The 19,293-nt window shown below is 68.1% G+C and carries 14 protein-coding genes; 10 read left to right on the top strand and 4 right to left on the bottom strand.

All coding sequences use genetic code 11. The annotated features are described in order from the left end of the window. The first annotated feature begins 13 nt into the window (after positions 1-13). Both HWX09_RS08480 and HWX09_RS08475 read left to right on the top strand, forming a co-directional pair. Positions 14-1,279 (top strand): MFS transporter, encoded by a 1,266-nt coding sequence (locus tag HWX09_RS08480; protein ID WP_027786582.1) that lies wholly within the window; start codon positions 14-16, stop codon positions 1,277-1,279. Between the two features lie 37 nt (positions 1,280-1,316). Continuing rightward, positions 1,317-2,570: an arsenic transporter gene (locus HWX09_RS08475; RefSeq protein ID WP_027786583.1), complete on the top strand. Its 1,254-nt coding sequence runs from the start codon at positions 1,317-1,319 to the stop codon at positions 2,568-2,570. Between the two features lie 29 nt (positions 2,571-2,599). Here the strand turns inward: HWX09_RS08475 and HWX09_RS08470 are convergent, their stop codons facing one another. Both HWX09_RS08470 and HWX09_RS08465 read right to left on the bottom strand, forming a co-directional pair. After that, positions 2,600-4,705, bottom strand: a complete 2,106-nt coding sequence (locus HWX09_RS08470) for a TonB-dependent receptor (protein ID WP_027786584.1) — start codon at positions 4,703-4,705, stop codon at positions 2,600-2,602. 250 nt (positions 4,706-4,955) lie between these two features. After that, positions 4,956-5,657 (bottom strand): FadR/GntR family transcriptional regulator, encoded by a 702-nt coding sequence (locus HWX09_RS08465; RefSeq protein WP_027786585.1) that lies wholly within the window; start codon positions 5,655-5,657, stop codon positions 4,956-4,958. A gap of 233 nt (positions 5,658-5,890) precedes the next feature. On the opposite strand from HWX09_RS08465, the gene HWX09_RS08460 reads away from it, so the two are divergent. The 8 genes from HWX09_RS08460 to HWX09_RS08425 are packed head-to-tail and all read left to right on the top strand — an operon-like array spanning position 5,891 to position 15,164. After that, complete coding sequence (locus tag HWX09_RS08460) at positions 5,891-7,435, top strand: sugar ABC transporter ATP-binding protein (protein ID WP_027786586.1); 1,545 nt, start codon at positions 5,891-5,893, stop codon at positions 7,433-7,435. After that, positions 7,428-8,459 carry an ABC transporter permease gene (locus HWX09_RS08455; protein WP_027786587.1) on the top strand — a complete coding sequence of 344 codons (1,032 nt, stop codon included), beginning with the start codon at positions 7,428-7,430 and terminating at the stop codon, positions 8,457-8,459. The genes HWX09_RS08460 and HWX09_RS08455 overlap by 8 nt, the downstream gene beginning before the upstream one ends. A gap of 42 nt (positions 8,460-8,501) precedes the next feature. After that, positions 8,502-9,449: an ABC transporter substrate-binding protein gene (locus HWX09_RS08450; protein WP_027786588.1), complete on the top strand. Its 948-nt coding sequence runs from the start codon at positions 8,502-8,504 to the stop codon at positions 9,447-9,449. Between the two features lie 36 nt (positions 9,450-9,485). Further along, entirely contained in the window at positions 9,486-10,502 is a 1,017-nt protein-coding gene (locus HWX09_RS08445; RefSeq protein WP_027786589.1) for an aldo/keto reductase, read from the top strand. Then, a complete protein-coding gene (locus HWX09_RS08440; protein ID WP_027786590.1) occupies positions 10,499-11,374 on the top strand; it encodes an amidohydrolase family protein in 876 nt (291 codons plus the stop codon). The genes HWX09_RS08445 and HWX09_RS08440 overlap by 4 nt, the downstream gene beginning before the upstream one ends. 22 nt (positions 11,375-11,396) lie before the next feature. Beyond that, positions 11,397-12,407 (top strand): zinc-binding alcohol dehydrogenase family protein, encoded by a 1,011-nt coding sequence (locus HWX09_RS08435; RefSeq protein ID WP_027786591.1) that lies wholly within the window; start codon positions 11,397-11,399, stop codon positions 12,405-12,407. A 31-nt stretch (positions 12,408-12,438) separates the two neighbouring features. Then, positions 12,439-13,644, top strand: a complete 1,206-nt coding sequence (locus HWX09_RS08430) for a mannitol dehydrogenase family protein (RefSeq protein ID WP_227789466.1) — start codon at positions 12,439-12,441, stop codon at positions 13,642-13,644. Further along, positions 13,641-15,164: an altronate dehydratase family protein gene (locus HWX09_RS08425; RefSeq protein ID WP_027786592.1), complete on the top strand. Its 1,524-nt coding sequence runs from the start codon at positions 13,641-13,643 to the stop codon at positions 15,162-15,164. Before HWX09_RS08430 ends, HWX09_RS08425 begins: the two co-directional genes overlap by 4 nt. Positions 15,165-15,251: 87 nt before the next feature. On the opposite strand, the gene HWX09_RS08420 is transcribed toward HWX09_RS08425, so the two are convergent. Both HWX09_RS08420 and HWX09_RS08415 read right to left on the bottom strand, forming a co-directional pair. Then, positions 15,252-17,210, bottom strand: a complete 1,959-nt coding sequence (locus HWX09_RS08420) for a phosphatase PAP2 family protein (RefSeq protein WP_027786593.1) — start codon at positions 17,208-17,210, stop codon at positions 15,252-15,254. Between the two features lie 188 nt (positions 17,211-17,398). Next, positions 17,399-18,985 (bottom strand): methyl-accepting chemotaxis protein, encoded by a 1,587-nt coding sequence (locus tag HWX09_RS08415; protein ID WP_027786594.1) that lies wholly within the window; start codon positions 18,983-18,985, stop codon positions 17,399-17,401. Positions 18,986-19,293 lie beyond the last annotated feature (308 nt).

Raw genomic sequence — 19,293 nt, 5'->3', positions numbered from 1 at the left:
ACGGTGAGACGACATGAGAGCGGCACGCGCGCTCGAAGCGCTCAACTTCTTCCTGGCCGACGTGCAGGCCGGCATCGGCCCGTTCATCGGCGTCATTCTGCTGTCGCGCGGCTGGGGTGCCGATGCGATCGGCTCGGTCATGACGCTGGCCGGGCTCGCCGCGATGGCCGCGACGCCGTTGGCCGGCGCGCTCGTCGATGCGGTGCGCGCGAAGCAGGCGTTGATCGTCGTGGCGACCGCGGTGACGGCGCTTGCGTCGCTGGCGTTGATCTTCGTCCACAGCTATCCGGCGGTGGCGGCGTCGCAGATCCTGGCGGCGGTCAGCGGCGCGGTGCTGGCGCCGGCCGCCGCGGGCGTGACGCTCGGCATAGTGCGCCGGCAGGGGTTCGATCGGCAGTTCGGGCGCAACCAGATGGCGAACCATGCCGGCAACGTCGCCGGTGCGGCGCTCGCTGGGTGGCTCGGCTGGCATGTCGGATTCGACGCGGTGTTCGCGCTCGTCGGCGTGTTTACGGTCCTCGCGATCGTGAGCACCCTGGCGATTCCCGGGCACGCGATTGATCATGCGTCCGCACGTGGTCTCGATCCTGCCGGCGCTACGCCGGGAACGGACGCGACGCATCCCGATGCGTTCGACACGGCGTCGACGTCGCGCGTCGGCGGCCTGCGCACGCTCGCCGAAAACCGGCCGCTGGTTCTGCTCGGCGCGTCGCTCGCGCTGTTTCATCTCGGCAACGCCGCGATGCTGCCGCTCTACGGGATGGGCGTCGTCGTCACGCATCGCAGCAACCCGAGCGCGTTCACTGCACAGACCATCGTTATCGCGCAGTGCGTGATGATTGCGGCGGCGTGGCTCGCGCCCCGACTGATTCGCACGCACGGTTACTGGCGGGTGCTGCTGTGCTCGTACCTCGTGCTGCCGGTGCGCGGGCTGGTCGCCGCGACGTGGATGAGCGAAGCGGGCGTGTGGCCGGTGCAGGTGCTCGACGGTATCGGCGCCGGCCTGCAAAGCGTGGTCGTGCCCGCGCTCGTGGTTCGCCTGCTGCATGGCTCCGGCCGCGTGAATGCCGGGCAGGGCGCCGTCGCGACCGCGCAGGGCATCGGCGCGGCGCTCAGTCCGGTGCTGGGCGGCGTGCTCGCGCAGCACTTCGGCTATCCGGCCGCGTTCGTCGTGCTGGGCGCCGTGTCGACGGGCTCGCTCGCGCTGTGGCTCGGCCACGCGCGATCGCTGAGCAGCGTGTGCGGCAAGCCCGCCGATCTATCGGCGACATCGTCGTGACAGCGATGTCGATTCCCATGCCTCCGTCCCTTTGCTCATGAACCCTGTTTCGCTTGCCTGGCTGATTTCCGCGCTCGCCACCGCGGGCGTCATCACGCGTCCGTTCGGTTGGCCCGAGGCCACGTGGGCGGTGAGCGGCGCGCTGCTATTGGTCGGGTTGAACCTGCTGCCCGCTGCCCAGGCGCTGGACGCCGTCGCGAAAGGCGGCGACGTGTACCTCTTTCTGACGGGCATGATGCTGCTGTCCGAGGCGGCCCGTCGCGAGGGGCTGTTCGACTGGGTCGCGACGCACGTCGTCAATCTCGCGCAGGGCTCGCCGCGGCGGTTGTTCGCGCTGATCTACCTGGTCGGTGTCGTCACCACGGTGTTCCTGTCGAACGATGCGACCGCCGTCGTGCTGACGCCCGCGGTCCTTGCCGCCGCGCGCCGCGCGAAGGCCGATCCGATGCCGCTGCTGTACAGTTGTGCGCTCGTCGCGAATGCCGCGAGTTTCGTGCTGCCGATTTCGAATCCGGCGAACCTGGTGCTGTATGGCGCGCGCATGCCGTCGCTCGGCCCATGGCTCGTGCACTTCGCGGCGCCGTCCGTCGCGTCGATCGCGTGCACGTTCGTCATGCTGCGGATCGTGCAGCGACGTGCGCTTTCCGGCGGTTGCGAGTCGGGGCTGCCGGTGCAACCGCTGACGCGCGGCGGGCGCATCGCGCTGGCGGGCATCGCGGCAACGGCCGTCGCGCTGATGGTGGTGTCGGTCCTGGATCGCCCGCTTGGATTGCCGACCGCACTGGCGGGCGTCGTCACGGTCGCGTGCGTGGCGATGCGGGATCGCGCGGCGTGCGTGCCGATCGTTCGCGCGATTTCATGGAGCGTGCTGCCGCTTGTCGCGGGGTTGTTCGTCGTTGTCGAGACGCTCGACCGGACCGGCGCGGTGCACGTACTGGCGGGGCTGCTGCACGCGCTGATGCAAAGCGGCGAGCACGTCGCCGCCGCGGCGGCGGGCGTCGCGGTCGCGCTGGTGTCGAACGGGGTCAACAACTTGCCCGCCGGGCTGATCGCGAGCTCGACGATCCAGGCCGCGCACAGCCCGCGAACGGTGGTCGATGCGATCCTGATCGGCGTGGACCTCGGCCCGAACCTGTCGGTCACCGGATCGCTCGCGACGATTCTGTGGCTGAGGGCGATCCGGCGCGAAGGGCTGCAGGTCGGTTTCCGCGCATTCCTCGCGGTCGGTGCGTGCGTGATGCCGCCGGCGTTGCTGCTCGCGCTGGGCGCGCGATTCGTGGTCGGCGGCTGACGCGCGATGCGTCAGCCGTCCCGGCCGGCCTAGAACGAGTACGCGAGCGACGCGAACAGGCTGCGCGGCGCGCCCGGCGTGACCCACAGGCTGTTGTACGAGCTGACGTAGGTGGTGCGATTGAACAGGTTGTTCAGCACCACCGACGCACGCAGGTGCTTGTTGACCTGAAGGTAGCCGTTGAGCTGGACGGTCGCGTAGGCCGGCAGCTCGAAGCCGTCCTGCGTGTTGGCCGTGTTGCCGGCCCGGCGCCCGACGTAGATCAGGCCCGCGCCGGCGCCGGCCTTGTCCGCGAACGGCAGCGTGGTCTCGTACATGAGCAGCGCGCTGCCGCTCAGCCGCGGTACGTCGACGAGACGTGAACCGGGCGCCAGCACGGTATCGCGCGTGACCTCGGCGTCGACGTACGCGAAATTGGCGATGCCGCGCAAGCCGTGGCCGAGGTCGCCGCTCCACTCGAATTCGACGCCCCGGCTGCGCACTTCGCCGGCCGCGCGCGAGAAGCCGGCGTTCGCCGGGTCGGCGGTGAGCACGTTGCGCTTGGTGACGTAGAACGCCGAGACGGTCGTGAGCCAGCGCGCGCCTGCCCATTTCGCCCCGGCTTCGTAGCCGCGGCCCTTTTCGGGATCGAACGCGCGGCCGCCGACGTCGGCGCCGTTGTTCGGCCGGAACGAATACGCGGTGTTCGCATACAGCGACAACGCGGGGCTCATTTCATACACGACGCCGACACGCGGGCTCACCGCGGTCTGCAACTGGCTCGTCGTCACGCCCTTCAGGCGGTTGTCGATCGACTGGTGGAAGCGATCCCAGCGCAGCCCGGCAAGGATTTTCCAGTGCGGCCCGAACGCGAGCGTGTCCTGTGCGTAGACGCCTTGACCGTCGTCGCGCTCGAGCAGGTTGGTCGCGGTGCGCGGTGTCGGCGCGGGCTGGCCGTAGACCGGATCGAAGATGTCGATCGCATACGGCGCCGCGGCGGTCGGCGTGGAACGCGTGACGAACTGGTCGTAGTTGAAGCGGTACGCATCGACGCCCATCACGAGCGTATGGCCGATGCCGCCCGTGCGGAACGTGCCGGTCGTCTCGAGGCGGCCTTGCAGGTCGTTCGAGTGAAACGCGACTTGCCGGTAGCGGCGCCACAGCGTGCGGCCGTCCGGCTGCAACGCGAAGGCTTCGGACGAACGCCCCGACAGGTCGGTGTTGCGTTGCGCGACGCCGGCGTTGATCGACCAGCGCGAATCGATGCGATGCTCGAGCGTGAACTGGTGGCCCGTGTTGCGCACGTCGTAGTCGCCGTCGCGCGGCTCGCCGAGAAAGCGCGACGCGGGGATCACGCCGAGCTGCCCGTTGACCGCCAGCACGCCGCGATCGAGCGGCGCGCGCTGACGCGCACTCTCGAACTCGTAGTGGAGCGTCGTGTCGGCGCCGATGTCCCAGGTGAACGACGGCGAGAACAGGTAGCGTTTGCTCGACACCGTGTCGCGAAAGCTGCCGTTGTTCTCGTTCATCGCGACGAAGCGGTACGCCAGCGATTTCGTGACGGGGCCGGTCGAATCGAGCGTCTGGCGCAATGCGCCGTAGCTGCCGGCCGACACGCCGATGGTGTTCGCGCGTGCGAACTGCGGCTGCTTCGTCGTATAGCTGATGATCCCGCCCGGATCGCCGCGGCCATACAGCGCGGACGCCGGCCCCTTGAGCACTTCCATGCGCTCGAGGTTGACGGTGTCGCGCGGCACGCTCATGCCGCGATTCCACGAAAAGCCGTTGACCAGATAGTCGGTGCCGGACGTGTTGCCGTCGCCGGCGAAGCCGCGCACAGCGTAGTTGTCCCATAGGCCGCCGAAGTTGTTCTGGCGCGAGACACCCGCGACCCAGTCGTAAAGATCGTCGCCGCGCGTGGCGGCCACGGTCTGGATCAGCTTCGTATCGACGCTGCTGACCGCGAACGGAATCTCCATCACGTCCGCCTCGCCGCGCGTCGCGCTCGTCGATTCGCGCATGCGAAACGGCGCCGTCGCGCGTTGCGCCGATACCTCGATGGTGGGCAGCGACGTTTCCTGCGCGTCGGCGGCGCCCATGCCCGCCGTGCCGACCACGATGGCCATCGGTGCGGCCGCCCAGTTGCTCCTGCTCATACGCCTCCTGTTGGTGTGTTTCGCGTTCGGGCACGGCGGGCGGCCTCGCGCCGACATCTGTGTTCCAAACAGTACATTTGCGCGGCAATTTAATGCAAATGAGAGGCATTTGCAATCGTAATTTTCAGAACGGACGCGCAACGCGAAACGGCGCGGCACGCGGCCGCGAAGGAGGGGAAGAGAGGGACGGAAACCGGGCTGGCGTCACATGACGACGCGCTCGCCGACGCGTGCCGGCGCCGGTGCGCGATCAGTCGGGATCGGCTTTCAGCCCGCCGTCGATCCAGCGCGCCTCGGACGCGCGAAGATGCGCGCGGATGGCCGTCTGCGCCGCGATCGGGTCGCCGGCCTGCAGCGCGAGGAGCACGTCCTCGTGCTCGCGCACGGCGGCGGTCCAGGTCTGAGGATTCTCCGCGTGGCCGCGCATGGCCGTCGCGATCGGGTCGTGACGGCTGTCGAACAGCTCGCCGACGAAGCGGGTGAGCACCGAATTGCCGGCGGCTTCCGCGATCAGCATGTGGAACTGCCGGTCGGCTTCGACCGGGGATTTGCCGGCCTCCGCGAGCCGCTTCATGCGCTGAACGGTGCGGCGCAGGCGCTCGAGCATCGCGGCCGTCATCCGCGCGGCGGCCAGTGCGGCGACGCTGCCTTCGACGGCCGCGCGGGCCTGCATCAATTCCGACGGGCTGTCGCCGAGCGTGACCATCGTGCCGACATCGTCGGCCGCCGTGTCGCGGACATAGACGCCGGAGCCCATCCGGATTTCGATCTGGCCGCCAATTTCCAGCGCGATCAGCGCCTCGCGAAGCGACGGGCGCGATACGCCGAGCGTCAGCGCCAGCTCGCGTTCCGGCGGCAGCCGCTCGCCGATCGCGAATTCGCCCTGACGAATCAACGCGACGATCTGGGCCGCGACCGATTGGTAAAGCCGCTTGGGTTCTGTCGATTTCATTCGATGCAATGGGGTCAATGCGCTTTCGGCGCAAGCGCGTGTCGCGGAGTCTATCACGCACGCTGCTTCGCCCTTTGCGGCGGCCCGTTCATCCCGATGTGCGGGTTTTCACCATTGGTAAGATCAGATGTGAATAGTTAAATTGGCTTGACCAAAATTGGTTTGATTGCTGTAATTCGTCTAAATTGGACTGACCAGAGCCTGCCGAGGTCGATCCACCCCAAGGAGACGCAATGGCAATGCCTCGCAATCTGCCCGGTCAGGCCGCTCAGGACGAAGCGGACCGGGAGATCCTGCGCCTGGAAGGGATTCGCAAATGCTTCCCGGGCGTCGTCGCGCTCGACCGGATTCGCCTCGATCTGCGCCGCGGCGAGGTGCATGCGGTGTGCGGCGAAAACGGCGCGGGCAAATCCACGCTGATGAAGATCATCAGCGGTCAGTACCTGCCCGACGAGGGGGTGATTCGCTATCGCGGCGCGCCGGTGCGATTTCGTTCGGCATCCGAAGCGCAGGCGGCGGGCATCGCGATCATTCACCAGGAACTCAATCTCGTCCCGCACCTGAGCGTGGCGGAGAACCTGTTTCTCGCACGCGAGCCGCGGCGCGGGCCGTTCGTCGATACGAGGCGCATGAATACGGATGCGGCGCGCTGCATCGCGCGAATCGGCCTGAATGTCGCGCCCACGACGAAGGTCGGCGTGCTGTCCATCGCGCAGCAGCAAATGGTCGAGATCGCGAAGGCGCTGTCGCTCGATGCGCGCGTGCTGATCATGGACGAACCCACGTCGTCGCTGACCGAAACGGAAACGGTGCAGCTCTTTCGCATCATCGAGGAACTGCGCGCCGACGGCGTGGCGATTCTGTATATCTCGCACCGGCTCGACGAAATGGCGCAGATCGTCGATCGCGTGACGGTGTTGCGCGACGGGCGCCACATCTCGACGGACGATTTCGCCGACGTGAGCATCGACGACATCGTCGCGCGCATGGTCGGGCGGACGCTCGACGACGCCTATCCGTCACGGCAATCGGTGCCGACGGACGACGTGCTGCTCGACGTGCGGGAACTGCGCCGCGACGGTGTGTTCGGGCCGGTGTCGTTCGCGCTGCGCCGCGGCGAGATCCTGGGTTTCGCGGGATTGATGGGCGCCGGGCGCACCGAGATCGCACGCGCGATCTTCGGCGCGGACCGCCCCGACGGCGGCACGATCGCGCTGCACGGCCGGCCCGTGACGATCCGCTCGCCGCGCGAGGCGATCCGGCACGGCATCGCGTATCTGTCGGAGGACCGCAAGAAAGAAGGGCTCGCGCTGCCGATGCCCGTCGCGGCGAACCTCACGCTCGCGAACGTGCGCGGTATCTCGTCGCGCCTCGGTTTCCTGCGCTTCGACGCCGAGCTGGACGTGGCGCGCCGCTACGTGCAGGACCTCGCGATTCGCACGCCGTCCGTGCATCAGCGCGTGCGCAATCTGTCCGGCGGCAACCAGCAGAAGGTCGTCATCGGCAAATGGCTCTACCGCGGTTCGAAGATCCTGTTCTTCGACGAGCCGACGCGCGGGATCGACGTCGGCGCGAAATTCGCGATCTACGGGCTGATGGACCGGCTCGCCGCCGACGGCGTCGGCGTGGTGCTGATCAGTTCGGAACTGCCGGAGCTGCTTGGCATGACCGATCGGATCGCCGTTTTTCACGAAGGTCGATTGACCGCGTTTCTCGACACCAAACACACCAGTCAGGAGGAGATCATGCACTACGCGTCGGGGCGTTCCCATGCTTGAAATGACATCCGATCGAAGCCAGGCCGACGAACGGGCGGCGCGACAGCGGCGGCGCGACCTGATCCAGAAGTTCGCGGCGCTGGGCAGCCTGGTCGTGCTCGTGTTCGCGTTTTCGATTTCGAGCGCGGCGTTCTTCTCGGTCGACAACCTGATGACCGTCGGCCTGCAGGTCACGTCCATCGCCTATCTGGGCGTGGCCGCGACCTGCGTGATCATCACGGGCGGCATCGACCTGTCGGTCGGCTCGGTGCTCGCGCTGGCCGGCGTGTGCGCGGCGCTGCTGGTCAAGGCCGGCGTGCCGGTGCCGGCGGCCATGGCGGCCGGCATCCTGGTCGGCGCGCTGTGCGGGTTCGTCAACGGCATTTGCGTGACGCGCATGGGCCTGCCGCCCTTCATCGCGACGCTCGGCATGATGCTCGTCGCGCGCGGCATCGCGCTCCAGATCACGGGCGCCCGGCCGGTATCGGATCTCGGCGACGCGTTCGGCGCACTCGGCAACGGTGCGCTGCTGCGGATCTCGCGCATCGGCGCGGACGGGTTCCCCGACACGACCTTTCCCGGCATTCCGTATCCGGTCGTGATCATGGTCGTGCTGTTCGTCGTGGTGTCCGTCCTGCTGTCTCGAACGTCGCTCGGCCGTCATATCTACGCGGTCGGGTCGAACGCGGAGGCGGCCCGGCTCTCGGGCGTGAACGTGCAGGGCGTGAAGCTGTTCACCTATGTGCTGTCCGGCGCGCTCGCGGGCGTGACCGGCTGCGTGCTGATGTCGCGGCTCGTCACGGGGCAGCCGAACGAGGGCGTCATGTACGAGCTCGACGCCATCGCCAGTTCGGTCATCGGCGGCACGTCGCTGATGGGCGGCGTCGGCACGATTTCCGGCACGGCGATCGGCGCGTTCGTGATCGGCGTGCTGCGCAACGGCCTGAACATGAACGGCGTGTCGAGCTTCATTCAGCAGATCATCATCGGCGTCGTGATCCTGGGCACGGTCTGGATCGACCAGTTGCGCAGTCGCCGGCCCTGACCGGCAGCAAGCAGTCCCTACCAACGAGAAGCGGAGCGAGACATGAACAAACCCATCCTGCTGGCGGCATCGGCGTGCGTATTCGCGGCGTGCAACAGCGGCGCGTATGCGGCGGGCGGCGAGATCGCCGTGATCGTCAAGACGGTCAATTCGAACTATTGGCAGAACGTGCAGAAAGGCGCGAAGGCGGCGCTCGACGGGGCCAAGGGCTACACGATGACGTTCCAGGGGCCGGCGGCCGAGTCCGACATCAGCGGACAGGTGAACATGGTCGACAACGCGGTCACGCGCCATGTGGCGGGCATCGTGCTCGCGCCGTCCGACCCCGATGCGCTGGTACCCGCGATCAAGAAGGCGTGGGAAGCGCATATTCCCGTCGTGCTGATCGATTCGGCCATCGCGGATGCCGGCAAGCCGTATTACCAGGCGTTCCTGTCGACCGACAACGAGAAGGCGGGCGCGCTGTGCGCGAAGGCGCTGATCGACCGCGTCGGGCAGTCCGGCAAGATCGCGATCATGTCGTACGTGCCGGGCGCCGGGTCCGAGGTCAGCCGCGTCGGCGGGTTCCGCAAGTATATCGAGAGCCATTCGAAGCTGCAGGTCGTTGGTCCGTACTACTCGCAATCGCAAATGGCGACCGCGCTGAACCAGACGACCGACGTGCTGTCGGCGAATCCGGACCTGAAGGGCATCTTCGGCGCGAACGAGCCGACCGCGGTCGGGATGGGCCGCGCACTGAAGCAGTCGGGCAAGGCGGGCAAGGTGGTGGCGATCGGGTTCGACGGCAACGAGGACCTGCAGGGCTTCGTGCGCGACGGCACCGTGCAGGCGATCGCGGTGCAGGGCTCGTGGCAAATGGGGAACCAGGGCGTGCGCACGGCGCTCGACGTCATCGAGCGCAAGCCCGCGCCGAAGCTGATCGATACCGGCGTCGTGATGGTCGACAAGCAGAACCTCGATTCGCAGGCGGCGAAGAATGTCCTGTACTGACCGGCCGTGCCGCTTTCCCGCATCGAGTCACGACGCATGAATGCAAACGATACGCGCATGTTGCCGCGCAGCGGGCTGACGGTGTCCGCGCTCGGTCTCGGCTGCTCGCAGCTCGGCGGCCTTTATCGTCCGATGTCGGCCGCCGACGCCGCCGCGCTCGTCGACGCCGCGTGGGCGGCCGGCCTGCGCTACTTCGACACCGCGCCTTATTACGGTTACACGCTGTCCGAGCGGCGCACGGGGGCGGGGCTCGCCCCGCGCGAGCGCGGCGCCTTCACGCTCAGCACGAAAGTCGGGCGGCTGATGCGCGCCGACGCGAGCGTGCGGCCAGGCGACGACGGCTGGGCCGAGCCGTTGCCGTTCCGGCCGGTCTACGACTACAGCTACGACGGCATCATGCGTTCGCACGACGACAGCCGGCAACGGCTCGGGCTCGCGCGGATCGACCTGCTGTATGTGCACGACATCGGCGCGATGACGCACGGCGATCGTCACGCGCACTACTGGGAGCAGTTGACCCGCGGCGGCGGGTTTCGCGCGCTGGACGCGCTGCGCGCGGGCGGCGAGATCGGCGGGTTCGGTCTTGGCGTGAACGAATGGGAAGTCGCGGCCGATGCGCTGAACGAAGCGGCGCTCGACGCCGTGCTGCTGGCCGGCCGCTACACGCTGCTCGAACAGACGGCGCTGGAACCGCTGCTCGATGCGTGCGCCCGTGAAGGGACGGGTATCGTGATCGGCGGCGTGTTCAATTCCGGCGTGCTTGCCGGCAACGGCAAGTTCAACTATGCGGATGCGAGCGCCGACGTGATCGACAAGGCCACGCGGCTCGGCGCGCTGTGCAACCGCTTCGACGTGCCGCTTCCCGCCGCTGCATTGCAGTTTCCGTTCGGCCATCCGGCCGTCGTGTCGTGCGTGGTCGGGGCGCGCAGCGTGGCTCAGCTTAAGCAGAACATCGAATGGTTCGAGCGCCCCGCGCCGGCCGAACTGTGGGATGCGCTGCGCGACGAAGGTCTGATCGACGCGCGCGCGCCGGTTCCGGGGGCACGCGCATGACCGCACGCATCGACGCCCATCAGCATTACTGGCGAATCGGCGCGCGGGCCGGCTGCTGGCCGCCGGCCGAACTCGACGCGATTCACCGCGATTTCGGCCCCGCCGATCTGGCGCCGCTGCTCGATGCCGCGCGCATCGATACCACCGTCCTCGTGCAATCGCTGCCGAGCGAAGCCGACACGCGCTTTCTGCTCGATCTCGCGGCCGCCACGCCGAGCGTCGGCGCCGTGGTCGGCTGGGTCGACATGAAGGCCGACGACGCGCCGGCGCGGATCGCGGCGTTTGCATCCGCGCCGAAGGCGCGCGGCTTGCGACCGATGCTGCAGGATCTGCCCGACGACGCATGGATCGACGATCCGCGGCTGGATCGCGCAGTCGCCGCGATGCTCGAGCATGGGCTCGGTTTCGATGCGCTGGTGATGCCGCGCCATCTCGATGCGCTGCATGCGTTCGCGCGACGCCATCCGGATCTGCCGATCGTGATCGACCACGGCGCCAAGCCATTCGTCGAGCGCGGCGAGTTGCAGCCGTGGCTGTCGTCGATGCGCCGGCTCGCGAGCCTGCCGAACCTGCATTGCAAGCTGTCCGGCCTCTGGACGGAGGCCGGGTCGTCGGCCGGCCCGGATGCCGTGCGGGCGCGCACGCGGCCGTATGTCCACGCGCTGGCCGAGCTGTTCGGGCCGACGCGCCTGATGTGGGGCAGCGACTGGCCGGTGCTGCGGCTGGCGTCGGCATGCGGCGGCTACGGCGAATGGCTGGCTGCGTGCGAGGACGATTGCACGCGGTTGCTTGGCTCGGCTTCACTGGCCGATCTTTTCGGCGGCAACGCGCGCCGCTTTTACCGGATCGACACCGCACGCCACGACGAATGAACCAGAACGAAAGGAACCCGACATGCTCAGCGTGATTTGCGAATCCCCCGGCGTGCTGCGCGTGCAGCATCGCGAACTGCCCGTGCGCGGCAGCGGCGAAGTATTGTTGCGCGTGCAACGTGTCGGCATCTGCGGCACCGATTTGCACATCTTCACCGGCAACCAGCCATACCTCGACTATCCGCGCGTGATGGGTCACGAGCTTTCCGCGGTGGTCGTCGAGGCGGAACCCGAGTCGGGGCTCGACGTCGGGGACGCTGTGTACGTGATGCCGTATCTGTCGTGCGGGCATTGCATCGCATGCCGTCACGGCAACACGAACTGCTGCGTCAACATCAAGGTGCTCGGCGTGCATCGCGACGGTGCGCTGGCCGAATACCTCAGCGTGCCCGCCCAGTTCGTCCACAAGGCCGACGGCATTTCGCTCGACCAGGCGGCGATGCTGGAATTTCTTGCGATCGGCGCGCATGCGGTGCGGCGCGCCGACGTCCGTGCCGGACAGCGGGCGCTGGTCGTCGGCGCCGGGCCGATCGGCATGGCCGCGATGATCTTCGCGAAGCTGCGCGGCGCCGACGTCACGTGCCTCGACACGCGGGCCGATCGGCTGGCGTTTTGCCGCGAGCACCTGGCGGTCGATGCGGCGGTGGAAGTGGGGGAAGACGACGCGGCGCGTCTCGCGTCGTTGACCGACGGCGAGTATTTCGATGCGGTATTCGACGCGACGGGCAACCTCGATGCGATGAATCGCGGTTTCGAATTCGTCGCGCACGGCGGCAAATACACGTTGATCTCGATCGTGCGCGGGCACGTTGCGTTTTCGGATCCCGAATTCCACAAGCGGGAAACCACGCTGCTCGCAAGCCGCAATGCCACCGCCGAGGATTTCGCGACGGTGCTCGACGCGATGCGTTCAGGGCGTATTCCGGACCGTGCGCTGAACACGCACCGGATGCGGCTCGACGAGGTGCCGGACGCGCTTCCGCGTCTGCTGGAAGCGGGGCAGACCGTCGTGAAGGCGCTCGTCGAATGTTGATCCGTCGAATCCGGCACGTGGAGCGCATGCGATGACGCCGCCGATCCTGCAATTCGGCACGAGCCGCTTCCTGCTGGCGCATGTCGACCTGTTCGTCTCCCAGGCGCTGGACGACGGCAACGCGATGGGCGGCATCGGCATCGTGCAGACGACCGGCAATCCGGCCAGCCGCGCCCGCATCGACGCGCTGCGCGCGACCGGTCGCTATCCGGTGCGGATTCGCGGGCGCGACCGCGGCGGCATCGTCGACGAAGTCGTCGAATGCCGCGCCGTGCATCGCGCATGGGACGCCGAGCGCGACTGGGCGGAGATACGCCGCGCCGCGATCGAGACGGTCCGCGTGATCGTATCGAACACCGGCGACGCAGGCTATCGCACCGATCCGCGCGACGCGGCGGACCTGCCGGACCGGCCGCAGCAGACCCCGCGCGGCTTTCCGGCGAAGCTGCTCGTGCTGCTGCATGCGCGCTGGCAGGTGCGTCCCGACGATGGCATCTCCATCCTGCCTTGCGAGCTGGTGACGAACAACGGCGACACGCTGCGCGACATCGTGCTGGACCTCGCGCGCCGGTGGCGGCTGCCCGACGCGTTCGCCGACTATCTGCGCCACCGCTGCGTGTGGGTCAACTCGCTCGTCGACCGCATCGTGTCCGAGCCGCTGCATCCGGTCGGCGCGATCGCGGAGCCCTACGCGCTATGGGCGATCGAACGGCGTGCCGGCATGGCGTTGCCGTGCCGGCACGCGCAGATCGTCGTCACCGACGATTTGCGCAGCCATGAGCGCCTGAAGCTGTTCTTCCTCAATCTCGGGCACAGCTGGCTCGCGGAGCAGTGGCTCGCGGCGGGGCGCGACGCATCGGAAACGGTGCTGGACGCGATGAACGATGCGCGGCTGCGCGACGGTCTCGAGGCGGTGTGGCGCGATGAAGTCGCGCCGGTATTCGTGGCGCTGGGCCTGCGCGAAACGGCCGAACACTATGTCGACAGCGTGCGCGAGCGCTTTCTCAATCCGTTTCTCGCGCATCGCATCGCCGATATCGCGGTCAATCATCGCGAGAAGGTGGCGCGGCGAATGGAGCCGTTGCTCGCGCTCGCGGATTCGCTGGCGCTGCCGGCCGAACAGCCTCGGTTGCGGCAACTCGTCGCCCGCCATGGCATGGCGGCCGGCGATCCGGCGGCCGGCGACCCGGCCGGCGACCCGGCAGGCGTCGCAACGACAGGGAGAACTGCATCGTGAAGCAACCGGCAATCGTGATCCTTCACGGCGACGACAACGTCGCCGTCGCACTCGACGCGCTGGCGCCGGACGTGCCGATCGACGTGCACGGCGCGCCGTTGCGGCCGGCGGCCGCGGTGCCGGCCGGCCACAAGGTCGCCACGGCGCCGATCGCGCGCGGCGACGCGATCGTCAAATGCGGGCAGCCGATCGGCATCGCGCTGCGCGACATCGCCGCGGGCGAGCACGTGCACGTGCACAACGTCGGGATGCCCGAGCGTCATGCGCACGACGACGGGCCTGCCGGCGATGCGCACGAGGTTCCGGCGGATCGCGGCGACACCTTCGACGGATTCGTGCGGCCCGACGGCAGCGTGGGCACCCGCAACTACGTCGGCGTGATCGCGAGCGTCAACTGTTCGGCGAGCGTCTGTCATGCGATCGCCGATGCGTACCGGCACGGCGCGCTCGATGCGTTCGGTCATGTCGACGGCGTCGTCGCGATCACCCATCAGAGCGGCTGCGGCATGTCGGCGACCGGCGACGGCATCGAACTGCTGCGCCGCACGCTCGTCGGTTATGCACGCAACCCGAACTTCGCCGGCGTGCTGCTCGTGGGTCTCGGTTGCGAGGTCAATCAGGTCGGCGCGCTCGCGGAACGGCTCGACGCGGCCGCGCCGGGCACCGTGCGCACGCTGGTCATCCAGGACGAAGGCGGGGTGCGCGACACCGTTGCCCGAGGCGTGTCGATCGTGCGCGCGTTGCTGGAGGTGGCCGACGGCGCGCGTCGCAGCGCGGTGCCGGCATCGCGGCTGACGGTCGGCCTGCAATGCGGCGGGTCCGACGGCTATTCGGGCATCACGGCGAATCCGGCGCTCGGCGCGGCCGTCGATCTGCTGGTCCGCAACGGCGGCACGGCGATTCTGTCCGAGACGCCCGAGATCTACGGCGCGGAGCATCTGCTGATCGCGCGGGCGGCCTCGCGCGACGTCGCCGAGCGTCTGCTCGGCCGGTTGCAATGGTGGGAGCGCTACGTCGCCGATCACGGCGGCGAAATGAACAACAACCCGTCCCCCGGCAACCTTGCCGGCGGCATCACGACGATTCTCGAGAAGTCGCTCGGCGCGGTGTCGAAGGGCGGGCGCTCGCCGCTTCGCGCGGTCTACGACTATGCGGAGCCGGTGCGGCAAGCCGGGCTCGTGTTCATGGATACGCCCGGCTACGACCCGGTGTCGGCGACCGGGCAGATCGCCGGCGGCGCGAATCTCGTGTGCTTCACGACGGGCCGCGGTTCGGTGTTCGGCTCGAAGCCGGTGCCGACGATCAAGATCGCGACGACGACCGGCCTGTTCGAGCGGATGCAATCGGACATGGATTTCGACAGCGGCGGGATCGTCGCCGGTTCGCTCACGGTCGACGAAGCGGGCGCGCGGCTGTTTCGGCTGATGCTCGACGTCGCCTCCGGACGACGATCGCGCAGCGAGGACAACGGTATCGGCGAACGCGAGTTCGTACCGTGGCTGCGCGGCGCGATCATGTGACGCGCCGCGCACGCTCCTCGCGCGATCAGGCCGCGAAGGAGCACCCGTGACGGAAACCGGCACGAGCCGGCAGGCGATCGTTGTCGGCTACGCCGCCGACAGCGTGATCGACACGCCCGTCGCGGTGTAGGCCGGCGTGGCCTTGAACCCGTCGACCGTCACCGTCGAGAACTTCGCGGCAGCCGCCGCGCCGTCGATTAGCGCGATGGTGTCGCCGGCCTTCGGCGCGTAGCCGTTCACGAATTTCACGTGCAGCGTGCCGCCCGCGACGGTGAGCGGGCCGCCCACGCGCAGCCGTCCGCCGCCGTTGCCGTCGATGTCGAGTTCGAGCGTCGTGTTGTCGAGCTGCGTGTAGCGGGTGGCGATCGTCACCGGCGCGGCGGCCGCGATTCGCACGCTGCCGCCCGGTCCGACGTACACGTCCCCTTTGCCGAACGCCGTCGTCGACGCGGCTGCCAGCGTGCCGCCGCTCACCTGCGTGCCGCCCGTGTAGCCGTTGTTGCCCGCCAGCGTCAGCGTGCCGCTGCCCTGCAGCGTCAGCTTGCCGGCGCCAGCGACGTCGTTGCGCCACAGGTCGGCGGCATTGAGCCCGCCCTGCGATGCATCCATCGACACGATCACGTTGCCGTTGAACGCGCCGTAGCCGTCGGCCGCCGCGAACAGGTTCAGGCGACCCCAGCCTTCCGCGTCGTCCATGACCGGATAGCCGGACGGCAGTTCGGTTGTTTTCAGCACGACGCGCCGCTGGTCGGCGCTCAGGTACGGAAAGCGCGTCTGCAGCAGAATCTCCGAGCCCTTCGGCACGACCGGCGGTGCGTTCGTCGATTCGATCGCGCCAAAGCCGAACGTCATGCGGCGCAGGAACGCGCTCTTGTTCGTCGTGTAGTCCGCGAACCGGTCGGTGGCCGTCGTGCCGGCGTGCGCGAATGCGGAGAAGGTCGTGGCGCTGGTGCCCGTCAGTTGTTGCAACGTCTGATGGGCTTGCGTGTAGGCGGCCTGCGCGTCGCCGGCGTACGCGGTCAGGTTCGCCGCGCTGACGGCCAGCGCGAGCATGCGCCCGCCGATCACGTCGAGCGGCGAATGCATGCCGGCCAGGATCCGGTTCTCGCCGAGCTCGAGGCCGCGGCTGACCATTTCCTGGAAGCGTTCCGGCACGAGCCACGCCATCGTCGTCGCATCGCGCATCGCTTCGGCCGTGTGGCCGCTGATGAAGCCGCCGTCGGTCGCGGGCGTCGCGCTTTCGGCCGGCACCAGCGTCGGCGCGACGATCACGCTCGTGCTCCAGCGGTACGGACGCGCGTATTTGAAGAAGCGCTTCGAAGGTTCGGTCGACGCGTTGTTGCCCATTTCGTTGAGCAGGTCGACGACCTTCCCGAAACTGGCGTTGCCGCTGCTGCCGACGCCGACGTTGTTGCCGGAGTCGTTGTACAGCACGGTCGTGGCATCGGCGGGCACGCTGGTGATGCTGGTCGTCTGCTGGGCCGCGGTGCGCCACGCGGCGGTGAGCGGACCCATGCCGTCGGTCACGCTGTATCCCTTGCCGCGCCGGTCGTCGTAGTACGCGGCATCGGCCTGCTGCGGCGTACGGGCGGTCGTCGCGTCGATCACGTACTGCACGTTGGCCGACAGCACCGCATCGTTCAGGATCGTGCCGCACGGCACGCCGCTGTTCGGCAGTCCGGAGCAGGTCGACGGCGAGATGGCCGGGAACGCGCCGTTCGCCGGCGCGCTCACGCCCGCGTCGACCAGCATCGTCGACGGTTGCCAGAGATCGAGGAAACGGCTCAACACGCGCACCGCGGCGTTGGTCGACAGCGTCGCATAGCGCGCATCGCCGCGCTGGTTGGTCGCGACGTTGTCGACGAAAGCGGGCGCGCTCGGGATCGGCGCGCTGTCGACGAAGCCGGGGTCGGCGGGGGGCGCCGGAACGGCCGCGGCGATCGTGGCGGTCGACGCGACGTCGTCGCCGCCGCCGCAGGCGGCCAATACGATCGCACTCGACAATGCCGCGACGTGCAGCGGGAAACGGCTTCGTGACGCAAACATGCAAGACTCCATCCTGATGGTCGAAGAGGGAGGATTGTGGTGAGCGATCGTTACGCGGTCGTTACGGAATTGTTGCGCGTCGTACGCGGCGGGTGTGAATTCCCACTATCTGGTTAATTTCGGGTGCTGAACATGGCGGACGCCGATTCGATGCGCGTGTCGCGGATATGCGGCTGCGCGTCGAGTCGCTACGCCTTCGCCGTGCCGGTGTCCAGCCGGAACAGCGATACGGCCTCGGCAAGCCGGTTCCCCTGTTCCTCGAGCGACTTCGATGCGGCGGCGGCCTGCTCGACGAGTGCGGCATTCTGCTGGGTGACTTCGTCCATTTGCGTAATCGCCAGATTGACCTGCTCGATGCCGCGGCTCTGCTCGTTCGACGCGGCGGCGATTTCGCCCATGATGTCGGTCACGCGCGAGATCGCGTGCGTGACTTGGCTCATCGTATCGCCCGCGTTGTTCGCGATATGCGAGCCGTCCTGGATTTTCCGGACCGATTGCGAGATCAGCTCGCGGATTTCCTTCGCGGCGCTCGACGAGCGCTGCGCAAGACTTCTGACTTCGCTGGCCACCACCGCGAAGCCGCGGCCCTGCTCGCCGGCGCGGGCGGCCTCCACGGCCGCGTTGAGCGCGAGGATGTTGGTCTGGAACGCGATCCCTTCGATGATTCCGGTGATCTCGGCGATCTTGGCAGAGCTCGCGCTGATGTCCGTCATCGTGTCGACCATCAGGCCGACCGCCGTGCTGCCACGCTGGGCGACTTCCGATGCGTTGTCGGCCAGGCCGCTTGCCTGCTGCGCGTTGTCGGCGTTCAGACGCACGGTGGATGTCAGTTGCTCGATGCTCGAGGCGGTTTCCTGCAGCGATGCGGCTTGCTGTTCCGTGCGGGAGGAGAGGTCCTGGTTGCCGGACGCGATTTCGCCGGCGCCCGTCGCGACGTTGCCGGATGCGGTACGGACTTCCGAGATCAGGCGGATCAGGTTCGCCTGCATGTCGCGCATGGAAGCCAGTACGCTGCCGGCCGGCGCGGCGCCGGTCGTGGATTCGGCGCCGAGATCGCCGGCGGCGATATGGCGGGCGATCTCGCTGAGCGCGGCAGGCTCCGTGCCCAGCGAGCGCAGCAGGCCGCGGATGATGAAGAGGCCCGAGATCGCGGCGGCCGCCGCCGCGGCGATGCAGATCACGATCAGCATCAGTCGCCGCGAGGTATATCGGTCTTCCGATTCCTTCACCAGTTGGGCGGCCCGCGAGCGCGAGTACGTCGCATATGCCTCGGTGGCCGCGACGAGCTGGGCCAGCAGCGGTCGGCACTGTTCGTTGATCATCGTGATCGCCTGATCGCGCCGGTTGTTCGCCGCCGCTTCGACGATCGCGCGCGCCACGGGGCCGTACTGCGCCTCGACCGCCGCGATTTGCCGAACCAGTTCACGAGACTTGTCGGACGCGCCGCTCCCCTCGCGGACCGCATTCGTCAGCTCGCCCAGCAGCGTGCCGACTTCGCGGTCGGCCTGCAGTGCCGCTTCCTTCTCGAGGTCCGCATCGCGCGGTCCCGCCGCCAGGACCTGGTTGCGGGCGGCGATCGCACGCCGGTCGACCGCGACGCGAACCTTGTCCACGAGGGTCGCGCGGGCGTTGGTGCCGTTGACATAGTTATCGAATGCCGCGTTCGCGTTGGCGAGCGATACGATGCCGACGAGAGAGACGACCACAACCATGCACGTAAGAAGTCCGAAAGCCATGATCAGCTTCGTGCGAACCGTTAGCCGTCGATCGTTCATGGGGAAAGTCCAGTATCAAATAGCTTTCCTTATTATCGGTACGGTGAGTGAACAATTTAGGACGGTTGCCGAGCGCAATCGTTTGCGCGTGACCTGCCATCGAAAAAAAATTTCGACAGCGATCCGAGCTCGTCACGTCGAGGGGGCGAAGGGCTCCGTTTGCGCCCGACAGACCCGCTTCTGCCTTCGCGCTTCGCGCGGCGTGGTGCGTCGCGGTTGATACGCGACAAGAGGCGCCGGAGCAGGCGAACGGCACGTGAAGCGGGTTCGATCGCACGCGACGTTGCGCGGGTGCTTCACGGACCGAT

It is taken from the genome of Burkholderia sp. BCC1208 (genome assembly GCF_902833095.1).
GTDB lineage: Bacteria > Pseudomonadota > Gammaproteobacteria > Burkholderiales > Burkholderiaceae > Burkholderia.
This window is presented reverse-complemented; position numbering and strand designations above follow the sequence as displayed.

Coding starts and splice junctions, on each gene's coding strand:
- HWX09_RS08430 (WP_227789466.1), top strand. CDS start 12,439: ATGACGCCGCCGATCCTGCAATTCGGCACGAGCCGCTTCCTGCTGGCG.
- HWX09_RS08455 (WP_027786587.1), top strand. CDS start 7,428: ATGCTTGAAATGACATCCGATCGAAGCCAGGCCGACGAACGGGCGGCG.
- HWX09_RS08440 (WP_027786590.1), top strand. CDS start 10,499: ATGACCGCACGCATCGACGCCCATCAGCATTACTGGCGAATCGGCGCG.
- HWX09_RS08465 (WP_027786585.1), bottom strand. CDS start 5,657: ATGAAATCGACAGAACCCAAGCGGCTTTACCAATCGGTCGCGGCCCAG.
- HWX09_RS08450 (WP_027786588.1), top strand. CDS start 8,502: ATGAACAAACCCATCCTGCTGGCGGCATCGGCGTGCGTATTCGCGGCG.
- HWX09_RS08435 (WP_027786591.1), top strand. CDS start 11,397: ATGCTCAGCGTGATTTGCGAATCCCCCGGCGTGCTGCGCGTGCAGCAT.
- HWX09_RS08445 (WP_027786589.1), top strand. CDS start 9,486: ATGAATGCAAACGATACGCGCATGTTGCCGCGCAGCGGGCTGACGGTG.
- HWX09_RS08460 (WP_027786586.1), top strand. CDS start 5,891: ATGGCAATGCCTCGCAATCTGCCCGGTCAGGCCGCTCAGGACGAAGCG.
- HWX09_RS08480 (WP_027786582.1), top strand. CDS start 14: ATGAGAGCGGCACGCGCGCTCGAAGCGCTCAACTTCTTCCTGGCCGAC.
- HWX09_RS08470 (WP_027786584.1), bottom strand. CDS start 4,705: ATGAGCAGGAGCAACTGGGCGGCCGCACCGATGGCCATCGTGGTCGGC.
- HWX09_RS08415 (WP_027786594.1), bottom strand. CDS start 18,985: ATGAACGATCGACGGCTAACGGTTCGCACGAAGCTGATCATGGCTTTC.
- HWX09_RS08475 (WP_027786583.1), top strand. CDS start 1,317: ATGAACCCTGTTTCGCTTGCCTGGCTGATTTCCGCGCTCGCCACCGCG.
- HWX09_RS08420 (WP_027786593.1), bottom strand. CDS start 17,210: ATGTTTGCGTCACGAAGCCGTTTCCCGCTGCACGTCGCGGCATTGTCG.